12 protein-coding genes are annotated in these 10,327 nt (G+C 65.2%); all 12 read right to left on the reverse strand.

What is annotated here, in order from left to right; genetic code table 11:
• Nucleotides 1–2: 2 nt before the first annotated feature.
• Complete coding sequence (gene nudB, locus GXB81_RS21745) at nt 3–506, reverse strand: dihydroneopterin triphosphate diphosphatase (protein ID WP_167035820.1); 504 nt, start codon at nt 504–506, stop codon at nt 3–5.
• 185 nt (nt 507–691) lie between these two features.
• Entirely contained in the window at nt 692–2,491 is a 1,800-nt protein-coding gene (aspS, locus tag GXB81_RS21750; RefSeq protein ID WP_167035818.1) for an aspartate--tRNA ligase, read from the reverse strand.
• A gap of 76 nt (nt 2,492–2,567) precedes the next feature.
• The gene (locus GXB81_RS21755) at nt 2,568–3,224 is read right to left on the reverse strand and encodes a DUF502 domain-containing protein (protein ID WP_167035815.1); all 657 of its coding nucleotides are present in this window, start codon (nt 3,222–3,224) and stop codon (nt 2,568–2,570) included.
• Nucleotides 3,225–3,299: 75 nt separating this feature from the next.
• On the reverse strand, nt 3,300–3,647 hold the full coding sequence (locus GXB81_RS21760) for an FmdB family zinc ribbon protein (RefSeq protein WP_205990293.1): 348 nt from the start codon (nt 3,645–3,647) through the stop codon (nt 3,300–3,302).
• A gap of 193 nt (nt 3,648–3,840) precedes the next feature.
• Entirely contained in the window at nt 3,841–4,464 is a 624-nt protein-coding gene (locus tag GXB81_RS21765) for a methyltransferase domain-containing protein (protein ID WP_205990294.1), read from the reverse strand.
• Between the two features lie 48 nt (nt 4,465–4,512).
• Nucleotides 4,513–6,090, reverse strand: a complete 1,578-nt coding sequence (gene ubiB, locus GXB81_RS21770) for a ubiquinone biosynthesis regulatory protein kinase UbiB (RefSeq protein WP_167035806.1) — start codon at nt 6,088–6,090, stop codon at nt 4,513–4,515.
• Nucleotides 6,091–6,105: 15 nt separating this feature from the next.
• The gene (locus GXB81_RS21775; protein ID WP_167035803.1) at nt 6,106–6,750 is read right to left on the reverse strand and encodes an SCP2 sterol-binding domain-containing protein; all 645 of its coding nucleotides are present in this window, start codon (nt 6,748–6,750) and stop codon (nt 6,106–6,108) included.
• Between the two features lie 179 nt (nt 6,751–6,929).
• On the reverse strand, nt 6,930–7,928 hold the full coding sequence (locus GXB81_RS21780; RefSeq protein ID WP_167035800.1) for a TIM44-like domain-containing protein: 999 nt from the start codon (nt 7,926–7,928) through the stop codon (nt 6,930–6,932).
• 36 nt (nt 7,929–7,964) lie between these two features.
• The gene (gene ubiE / locus GXB81_RS21785; RefSeq protein WP_167035797.1) at nt 7,965–8,696 is read right to left on the reverse strand and encodes a bifunctional demethylmenaquinone methyltransferase/2-methoxy-6-polyprenyl-1,4-benzoquinol methylase UbiE; all 732 of its coding nucleotides are present in this window, start codon (nt 8,694–8,696) and stop codon (nt 7,965–7,967) included.
• A 65-nt stretch (nt 8,697–8,761) separates the two neighbouring features.
• Nucleotides 8,762–9,175: a DUF971 domain-containing protein gene (locus tag GXB81_RS21790; protein WP_167035794.1), complete on the reverse strand. Its 414-nt coding sequence runs from the start codon at nt 9,173–9,175 to the stop codon at nt 8,762–8,764.
• Between the two features lie 95 nt (nt 9,176–9,270).
• Nucleotides 9,271–9,699, reverse strand: coding sequence for an HIT family protein (locus GXB81_RS21795; protein ID WP_167035791.1), 429 nt, complete (start codon nt 9,697–9,699; stop codon nt 9,271–9,273).
• Nucleotides 9,700–9,732: 33 nt separating this feature from the next.
• On the reverse strand, nt 9,733–10,327 hold a 595-nt coding region (locus GXB81_RS21800), incomplete at its 5' end, for a DUF3400 domain-containing protein (protein WP_205990295.1).

Genomic DNA, 10,327 nt, shown 5'->3' on the forward strand with positions numbered 1-10,327 from the left:
GCTCACTGGCCACGCTCCCCGGCCTGTGAACCGGCTGAATGCGCGGCAAGCCGGCGTGGCAGTTGCAGGATCGCATCGGCATTCGAGGACGAAAAACAGCGCGAGGCGGCTTCTTCATACGGCAGCCACACAAACGCGGTGTGCTCGCGCGGCGCAAGCGTCACGTCGATCTGCCCAGGCACCCGCAGGCTGAACCAGTGCTCGGTGTTGCGGACCACGCCCGCTTCGTAGCGATGGCGGAATTCCGGATAAATCTCGTATTCGATCGAGTAGCGCCAGTCGACGAGCGCACTATGCGGCACGAGCGCGCCGCCGATCATGATGCCAGTCTCCTCGCCGACTTCGCGCACCGCCGTTTCGGCGAGCGGCTCGTCGAGCCGGTCTTTCGAGCCCGTGACCGACTGCCAGAACCCCGCATGATCGGCGCGCTCGATCAGCAGCACGTCGAGCGCGGGCGTATGAATGACGACGAGCACGGAGTGCGGAATTTTCGGCGGTTTCGGCATGATCTGAAAACTGGGCGCGCCGACGCGCGCGGTACATGTCGGATGACAGTCGAAAGTGCCTCGAAAGCGGTGACCTCACTGTAACGCAAAAAACCAAAAAGGCGCTGCGGTGTGATTCACCTCAGCGCCTTTTTTACAGGACTTGCGTGGCCGCCCGCGAGCGGCCCACGCGATGCGGACCCGGCTTACGCCTTCGGCTCCGGCGTACGCAGACGAATGTGCAGCTCGCGCAGCTGGCGCTCGTCGACTTCGCTCGGCGCCTGCGTGAGCAGACACTGCGCGCGTTGCGTCTTCGGGAACGCGATCACGTCGCGGATCGAGTCGGCGCCGGCCATCATCGTGACGATGCGGTCCAGACCGAACGCGATACCGCCGTGCGGCGGCGCGCCGTATTGCAGCGCGTCGAGCAGGAAGCCGAACTTGGCCTGCGCTTCTTCCGCATTGATCTTGAGCGCGCGGAACACCTTGCTCTGCACTTCCTCGCGGTGGATACGCACAGAGCCGCCGCCGATTTCCCAGCCGTTCAGCACCATGTCGTAAGCCTTCGCGAGGCAGCGTGCCGGATCGGTTTCGAGGTATTCGAGATGCTCGTCCTTCGGGCTCGTGAACGGGTGATGCGCGGCCACGTAGCGGTTGTCTTCCTCGTCGTATTCGAACATCGGGAAGTCGACCACCCACAGCGGCTTCCAGCCCGCTTCGACGAGACCGTTGGCCTTGCCGAACTCCGAATGACCGATCTTCAGACGCAGCGCGCCGAGGCTGTCGTTCACGACCTTCGCGCGATCGGCCGCGAAGAAGATGATGTCGCCGTCCTGCGCGCCGGTGCGCTCGACGATCGCCTTGAGCGCTTCGTCGTGCAGGTTCTTGACGATCGGGCTTTGCAGACCGTCACGGCCCTTCGCCACTTCGTTGACCTTGATCCACGCGAGACCCTTGGCGCCGTAGATGCGCACGAATTCCGTGTAGCTGTCGATGTCGCCGCGCGAAAGCTCGCCGCCCTTCGGCACGCGCAGCGCCGCGACGCGGCCGTCCTTCGTGTTGGCCGGCGTGCTGAACACCTTGAAGTCGACGTCCTTGACCGCGTCGGTCAGGTCGGTGAATTCGAGCTTCACGCGCAGGTCCGGCTTGTCCGAGCCGAAGCGGCGCATTGCTTCCGAGTACTCCATGACTGGGAACTTCGCGTCGAGCTCGACGCCGATCGTCTGCTTGAACACGTGGCGGATCATCGCCTCGAACAGATCGCGGATTTCCTGTTCCGACAGGAACGAGGTTTCGCAGTCGATCTGCGTGAATTCCGGCTGACGGTCGGCGCGCAGGTCTTCGTCGCGGAAGCACTTGACGATCTGGTAGTAGCGGTCGAAGTTCGCGACCATCAGCAGCTGCTTGAACAGCTGCGGCGACTGCGGCAGCGCGAAGAACTGGCCCGGGTTCGTACGCGACGGCACGAGGTAGTCGCGCGCGCCTTCCGGCGTGCTCTTGGTCAGCATCGGCGTTTCGATGTCGATGAAGCCCTGCTCGTCGAGATACTTGCGCGCCTCGATCGCGACGCGGTAGCGCAGACGCAGGTTGTGCTGCATCTGCGGGCGGCGCAGGTCGAGCACGCGGTGCGTGAGACGCGTGGTTTCCGAGAGGTTGTCGTCGTCGAGCTGGAACGGCGGCGTGACCGAGGCGTTCAGCACGATCAGCTCGTGGCACAGCACTTCGATCTTGCCGCTCTTGAGCGCGGCATTGGTCGTGCCTTCAGGACGGCTGCGCACGACACCCTTGATCTGCAGGCAGAACTCGTTGCGCACGCCTTCGGCGGCCTTGAACATGTCCGCGCGGTCCGGGTCGCAGACGACCTGAACGAGCCCTTCGCGATCGCGCAGGTCGATGAAGATGACGCCGCCATGGTCGCGGCGGCGGCTTACCCAGCCGCACAGCGAGACGGATTGGCCCAGCAGTTCTTCGGTCACCAGACCGCAGTATTGAGATCTCATCGACATGATGTTTGTCTTTCGTTTTGCATTGGTTGAACGGCGCGCCGCAGTGGGACACTGCCTGAAACTCTGCGCGCCGGCATTACAGCGGAGGCTCGACGGTCGTGCGGGGCACGGGCGCCGGCGGCGGCGCGGAAGGCGCCACGACGCCCATCGAGACGATGTACTTGAGCGCAGCGTCGACGGTCATGTCGAGCTCGATCACTTCGCTTTTAGGCACCATCAGGAAGAAGCCGGACGTCGGGTTCGGCGTAGTCGGCACATAGACGCTGACGTAATCTTCTTTCAGGTGATTGACCACGTCGCCGCCCGGAATCCCGGTCAGAAACGCAATCGTATAGGAACCGCGGCGCGGATACTCGATCAGCAGGGCCTTGCGGAACGCGTTGCCGCTGCTCGAGAGCAGCGTGTCGGACACCTGCTTGACGCTCGTGTAGATCGGGCCGACCACCGGGATGTGCGCGACCAGCAGCTCCCACCACTTCACGAGCTTCTGCCCGATGAAATTCTGCGTCAACAGCCCGACGATAAAGATGAACGCGAGCGTAAGCACCGCGCCGAGGCCGGGCAGGCGATAGCCGATCGCGCGCTCGGGCTGCCAGGAGGTGGGCAGCAGGAGCAGCGTCTGGTCCATCGTGCCGATGATCAGACCGAGCACCCACAGTGTGATGGCCAGAGGCACCAGCACCAGCAGGCCGGTCAGGAACACCGATTTGAGCGTCGCTTTTTTCGTCGTCATGTGTACCGCCAGAAAGCCACGCGAGTCGAAGTCCGACCCACGGTAGATGCGCCGCCCGCGAAGGCGGCAGTCTCACTAGGCGTTGCCGGAGCCGCTCGTGCCGGCCGCGGCGGCCGGAGCGGCGGTGGTTGCGGCCGTAGAGGCCGCGGGGGCCGCCGATGCGGCGGCTGTTGCCGGAGCCGCATCGGGTTTGGCGGCATTGTTGGCTTCCGACGCAGCCGGCGCGCTCGTGCCGCCGCTACCGCCGCGAAAATCGGTCACGTACCAGCCGGAGCCCTTCAACTGGAAGCCGGCGGCGGTGAGCTGCTTGCTAAACGTGTCTTTCCCACACTCGGGACACTGCGTCAACTGGGGATCGCTCATCTTCTGGAGCACATCCTTCCCGAAGCCGCATGACCCGCAACGATAAGCGTAGATCGGCATGATCCTTTCCTACTCCAAATCCCTACTGAAATCTTGTAAACGCTTGCAAAGCCTTGAATTATAGCCGCAAACGGTAAGCGCTCCCCGCATTTCGGGAGCCGATGCGCGCCGCGCGCCGCCATCGCGCCAGATGGGGGCGACCCGCGACACTCTCAAGAGCGCGCCCGTGCCGCGCGCGCCACGGCGTCCGTCCTTACGCGCGACGCCGCCAGTTGAGCCAGCGCTCACGTCCGGAGAATACGGCGATCGAATCGGCCACCGCCTCGTCTTCGATCAGCTCGAAGTGCGGCGTGAGCAGCGCGTCGAGTTCGCCGCGCTCGACGCCGAACGGCGGCCCCTTCGGCGTCGCGCCGATGAAAAAGAACCCCGCGAGCAGCGCGCCGGCCGGCAGCAATTCGGCCATCCGGCGCACGTAGTCGCCACGGCGCGCGGGCGGCAAGGCGCAGAAAAACGCGCGCTCATAAATCCATGCCGGCGTGAACGGCGGCTCGTAGGCGAAGAAATCCGCCTGCTCGACCAGTTGCGCATGCTGCGCGCCCAACTGCTCGCGCGCGGCCGCGACGGCGGCCGGCGAGAAGTCGATCGCGCGCACCGGATTGCCCTGCTGGGCGAGCCAGAGCGCTTCGTACGCGCTGCCGCAGCCCGGAATCAGCACCGCGGCGTCGCGATGCCGTGCGGCGAACGCGCGGAACGCCGCCGGCACGCCCGCCTGATCCCACGGCGTGAAACGGCGCTCGAAGCGTTCGTCCCAGAACTCGGGCGAGTTGGGATCGCGGCTCGAAAAATCGGGCACGGGGGGTTGGGTCGGATCGCTCATCGAATGCCTCGTACGGGTTGTGCGCTCGGCGGCAGGCAGCCGGCCGCCTCATCCACCATAGGCGAGCACCAGAAACGCCCGCGCCAGCACCGCGCCGACGCCGACCGCCGCGCCGAACAGCAGCAGGCCTTGCAGCAGACGGTTGGTGCGCTTCTGCTCGAGCAGAATCTGGCGAATCACGTCGTCGTTCGCGCCACCGGCCGGGTGATGCCGCTCGGCGAGCATGTTATGGACGAGGCGCGGCAACTGCGGCAGCGTCTTGCTCCATTGCGGCGCCTCGATCTTCAGGCGCTCGAACCAGCCGCGCAGGCCGATCTGCTCGTTCATCCAGCGTTCGAGATAGGGCTTCGCGGTTTTCCACAGGTCCAGTTCCGGATCGAGCGAACGGCCCAGCCCTTCCACGTTCAGCATGGTCTTCTGCAGCAGCACCAGCTGCGGCTGGATTTCGACGTTGAAGCGCCGCGACGTGGAGAACAGGCGCATCAGCACCTGGCCGAGCGAAATGTCCTTCAGCGCGCGATCGAAATACGGCTCGCACACCGCGCGGATCGCGCTTTCGAGTTCCTCGACGCGCGTCGTCGGCGGCACCCAGCCCGACTCCAGATGCAGCGTCGCGACGCGGTGGTAGTCGCGCTTGAAGAACGCGAGGAAGTTCTGCGCGAGGTAGTTCTTGTCGAAGTCCGACAGCGCACCGATGATGCCGAAGTCGAGCGCGATATAGCGGCCGAAGTGCGCCGGGTCGAGACTCACCTGAATGTTGCCCGGGTGCATGTCGGCGTGGAAAAAGCCGTCGCGGAACACCTGGGTGAAGAAAATCTCGACGCCTTCGCGCGCGAGCTTCGGAATGTCGACGCCGGCCGCCCGCAGCGTCTCGACCTGGCTGATCGGCACGCCGATCATGCGCTCCATGACCAGCACCGTGGGCGTGCAGAACTCCCAGTACATTTCCGGCACGAGCAGCAGATCGAGCCCCTGAAAGTTGCGCCGCAACTGGCTGCCGTTAGCTGCCTCGCGCATCAGGTCGAGTTCGTCGTGCAGGTATTTGTCGAATTCGGCGACCACCTCGCGCGGCTTCAGGCGCTTGCCGTCGGCCCACAGACGCTCGGCCCACACGGCGATGTCGCGCAGCAGCGCGAGGTCAGAGTCGATCACCGGCAGCATGTTCGGGCGCAGCACCTTCACCGCCACGGCCTTGCCCGCATGCTGGCCGGCCTTCACCTTGGCGAAGTGAACCTGCGCGATCGACGCGCTCGCGACCGGCACCCGCTCGAAGTCGTCGAACAGCTCGTCGACCGGCGCGCCGAGCGACTTCTCGACGATCCCGATCGCGACCGCCGAATCGAACGGCGGCACCTGGTCCTGCAGCTTCGCGAGTTCGTTGGCGATGTCGACCGGCAGCAGATCGCGGCGCGTGGACAACACCTGGCCGAACTTGACGAAGATCGGCCCGAGGCTTTCGAGCGCGAGCCGCAGACGCACGCCCGGCGGGTCGTCGAACTTGCGGCCGATCGTCGTGATACGCAGCAGCAGACGCACGCGCCGGTCGTTGATGCGGCTCAGCATCATTTCGTCGAGGCCGAAGCGGATGACCGTGAAAAATATCTTGAGAAAACGCAGAAAACGCATGGTGTGGCCCGGTGACTAGCGCGTGCCGCGCAACGTGGCGGCGGCGCCCGGCGCATGCGCGCCACGGGCTTCGACCTTCTGTTCGAGACGCTCGATACGTTTTTCGACGCGCGCCAGGGCATCGCGCGCACGCGCCAGTTCGACGTTGAAGTCGTCGAGCGCGGCGCGGCGCACCAGCTGCGGATTCTCGTCGAGCAGATACTCGGCGGCGGTGTCGAGCAGGTTGCGGCCGGTGCGCTGCACGTGCTCGCCGACCGAACGCACGAGCGAGGCGATACGCCAGGCCGGACCGTCGCCAATCAGTTTCGCGAGGTCTTCCTCGGGCTCCCAGCGCAGATGCTCGGCGAGCTTGGCGATCACGGTCGCGAACTCGGCATCGCCCTCGATCTTCACGTGCTTCATCACCGCGGCCTGACCGCCTTGCACGAAGGCCGGCAATGCGTCGGACGGCACCGAGATCGTCACGTCGAAGCGAGGCGCGTCGGCCTCGCCGAGCGTGCCCAGATAGCCGTCCGGCTGCACCAGCAGCGACAGCACGACAGGCGGACATGACAGGCAGGCGGTCTTGCCCGCATAAGGGGCGAGGCGCTCGCGGGCCCACGATTCGCGGGCGAGCAGATGATTGACAGCAGCAGCGAAGGGCTTGGCGGCAAGGGTCATCGAAAGTGGCAAGAAAAAACCCGCGCGAGCGAGGTGCTTGCGCGGGCTCCTATTGTAACGTCCGTTCGCTTCACAGCCTGCCTGGCCGAACGGCCAATGTGATGCGACTGGCCGGCGCGCGGCGTGCCGGCCGCCGGCCTGGTCGAGAGACGGCGGGACGCCGTGCTCCCGCAGTTGCCTCAGTGCTGCTCGACCTGCTGGATGCCGGCAAGCAGCCAGCCCTCGCCGGGACGGTGTGCCTTCGACAGATTCCAGACCTCGACGAACGGCTCGGCCGCCGCGCCCGGTTCCTCGCGAATCAGGCCGGAGAAGCGCACGCTCGCGAAATACTCGGTCGCGCGTTCCTCGATGTCGAGCAGTTCGGCATTCAGCTGCACCACGTCGGTCTGGTTCGCCTGCGTGCCGCGCGCCGCGAGATCGACGCGCACTTCGGCGAACATTTCCGGCGTCGTGAATTCGCGGATGTCCTCGACGTTGCCGACGTCCCATGCGGCCTGCAGGCGCACGAAATAGACCTTCGCGTTACGCAGGAACGCTTCCGTATCGAAGCCGGCCGGCACCGACGGCGCCGCGCCGACAGACGGCGTAGCGAGCGGATTACCTTGCGGTTCGAGATATGAACCGGCGGGCGGCGCACTGTAGCGCGGCTCCTGCGCGTAGCCGGTGTTGCCGGCATTCAGCGAGGGCGCCGTGCCCGCGTACGCCGGCTGCGACGCATCGCGCTTGCGGCCGGTAAAGCGGCGGATCAGCCAGATCACGGCCATCGCGATCAGCGCGATCACGATCACGTTGGCGAACATGCCGGCGAACGCCTCGCCGAGCCCGAAATGCGACAGCAACGCGGCGATGCCGAGGCCGGCCGCGAGACCGGCGATCGGCCCGAGCCAACGATTGCGGTTCGGCGCGGCGGGCGGTGTAGGAGTGGTTGCGGGCGCCGGTTGCGCACGCTGCTGCGTGGCCTGATTGCTCTGCGCCGGTTGCGACGGCGGCGGCGTCTGACGTTGCTGCAGGCTATTCGATTGGCGGCCGATGCTGCGGCCGCCGCCCATGCGGCGCGCTTCCGCGTCGAGGGAAGCGAGGGAGCCGGCCACGAGCAGACCGACCATTGCGATCAGTCCGATTCTTCTCGCCAGCGCCCCCTTAACCTTACGAGCAGATAACAAATTCGAATCGGACATTTCATATTTCCTTTAAAAATCGATGGGTTAGGAACCCTAGTACTTGGTCCCCACATGTAAAGCTACCACGCCAGCTGACAAATTGTAATATTTGACGCCATCGAGGCCGGCTTGTTCCATCATCGTTTTCAAAGTTTCCTGGTCTGGATGCATGCGGATCGATTCCGCCAGGTACTGGTAGCTGTCTGCGTCTTTGGCGAAGCGCTCGCCGAGCCACGGCAGCACCTTGAACGAGTAGAGATCATAGAACTTCTTGAGCGGGTCCCACACCTTCGAGAACTCCAGCACGAGCAGCCGCCCGGCCGGTTTCAGCACACGGCGCATTTCCGCGAGCGCGACGTCCTTGTGGGTCATGTTGCGCAAGCCGAACGCCACGGTCACGACGTCGAAGTAGTTGTCGGGAAACGGAATTTTCTCGGCGTCGCAGAGCAGCGTCGGCGTGACGATGCCCTTGTCGATCAGCCGGTCGCGGCCCACGCGCAGCATCGATTCGTTGATGTCGGTGTGCCACACCTCGCCGCTCTCGCCGGCCTGCTTCGCGAACGCCTTCGACAGGTCGCCCGTGCCGCCCGCGATGTCGAGCACCCGGTAGCCCGGCCGCACGTTCGCCTGGGCGATCGTGAACATCTTCCACGCGCGGTGCAATCCGCCCGACATCAGGTCGTTCATCAAGTCGTAGTTGGCGGCCACCGAGTGGAACACCCCCGCCACCTTCTGCGCCTTGTCCTGTTCGTCGACCGATTGAAAGCCGAAGTGGGTTTTGCTCATCGCGCTCGTCCTTTCGCGTGTTCTTGAATGTTGCGCCGCTCGCGCGGCGTTCGGGGCGAATGGTATCAGTGACAGTGGCCGTGCGCAGCCGCCGCCGGAACCATCGGCGTATCGCGATCGACGCCGGCCGCCGCCAGTCTGGCGAGATACGCGCGCCAGAGTTCATCCTGACGCACGGCCATGTCATGCAGCAGATCCCACGAATAAATGCCGGTGGAATGGCCGTCCGAGAACGTGGGCTGCAACGCGTAATTGCCGACGCCTTCAATCATCGTGATCGTCACGTCGCGCTTGCCGGTCTGCAAGGTTTCCTGGCCGGGCCCGTGGCCCTGCACTTCCGCCGACGGCGAATACACGCGCAGCAGTTCGAACGGCAGGCGATACGATTCGCCGTTCGCGTACTGCAATTCGAGCACGCGCGACTTCGAATGCACGACGACGCCGGTCGGCACCGGGGTCTCGGGAGTCAATCCGCTCATCATGGTCTCATATAGAAAACGCCGGGCCGCGCCGGCCTTTCGCCCATTGGGGCATAAGCCTCGCGCGGCGACCGGTCAATCACGCCCGGGGAGGTTCAGCCGAGCGCCTGCTCGATTTCCTGCCGCACCGCTTCGCGCAGCAGCGTTGCCTGCGCGCGACGCGACGACAGCATCGCTTCGGACACCGTGCGCTGGCGCGGCGCCCAGATCGGCAGCGGAAAATGCGCGTCGTTCGAATAACGCGGGATCACATGCCAGTGCACATGCGGCACCTGGTTGCCGAGGCTCGCCAGGTTCACCTTCACCGGCTGCATCACGCGCCGGATCGCGCGCTCGACCGCGTAGACCGCCTGCATCACGCGGTCGCGCTCGCTGGCCGACAGGTCCGAAAATTCGGCCACGTGCGCGTTCCAGATCACCCGGCAAAAGCCCGGGTAATCGTGTTCGTCGGCGAGGACGACCCGCAGCGAGTCGTCCTGCCACAGCACATCGCCACCGTCTTCACGGCAAAAAACGCAGTCCATCGTCGTCCTCGGCAGAAATCGTGGGTCGTGCCATTAAACCAGCACGCGCTCGATTCCGCCATTGTTCGCCCGTTGAACGTAATCCGCCATCCAGTTCTCGCCGAGCACGTGGCGCGCCATTTCCACCACGATGTAGTCCGCTTCCGTCCCCGCGTCTTCGTTGTAGCGCGACAGCCCTTGCAGGCACGACGGGCAGCTCGTGAGGATCTTCACGTCGGTCGCGCCCGCGTTGCCGTGATTAGGCTGCGGAGCGGCGCCGGCCGTCAGCGCCGAGCCGTTCGGCGCGCCGGCCGATGCATTGGCCGGGTCGAGCGCGTTCGCGCCCGCGTCGGCCACGACCGGAATGCCGCGCAGCTTGGCCGCGCCCTTGCGGATTTCCTCTTCCTTGCGGAAACGCACCTGGGTCGAGATGTCGGGACGCGTAACCGCCAGCGTGCCCGACTCGCCGCAGCAGCGATCGTTCTTCTCGATCCTGTAGCCGTCGTGCTCCGAACCCATCAGCTGATTGACGAGCTTGACCGGGTCGATCGTCTTGATCGGCGTGTGGCACGGGTCGTGGTACATGTAGCGCACGCCGTTCACGCCATCGAGCCTGATGCCCTTCTCCAGCAGAAACTCGTGGATGTCG

This window comes from Paraburkholderia sp. Ac-20336 (assembly GCF_017105025.1).
Taxonomy (GTDB): domain Bacteria; phylum Pseudomonadota; class Gammaproteobacteria; order Burkholderiales; family Burkholderiaceae; genus Paraburkholderia.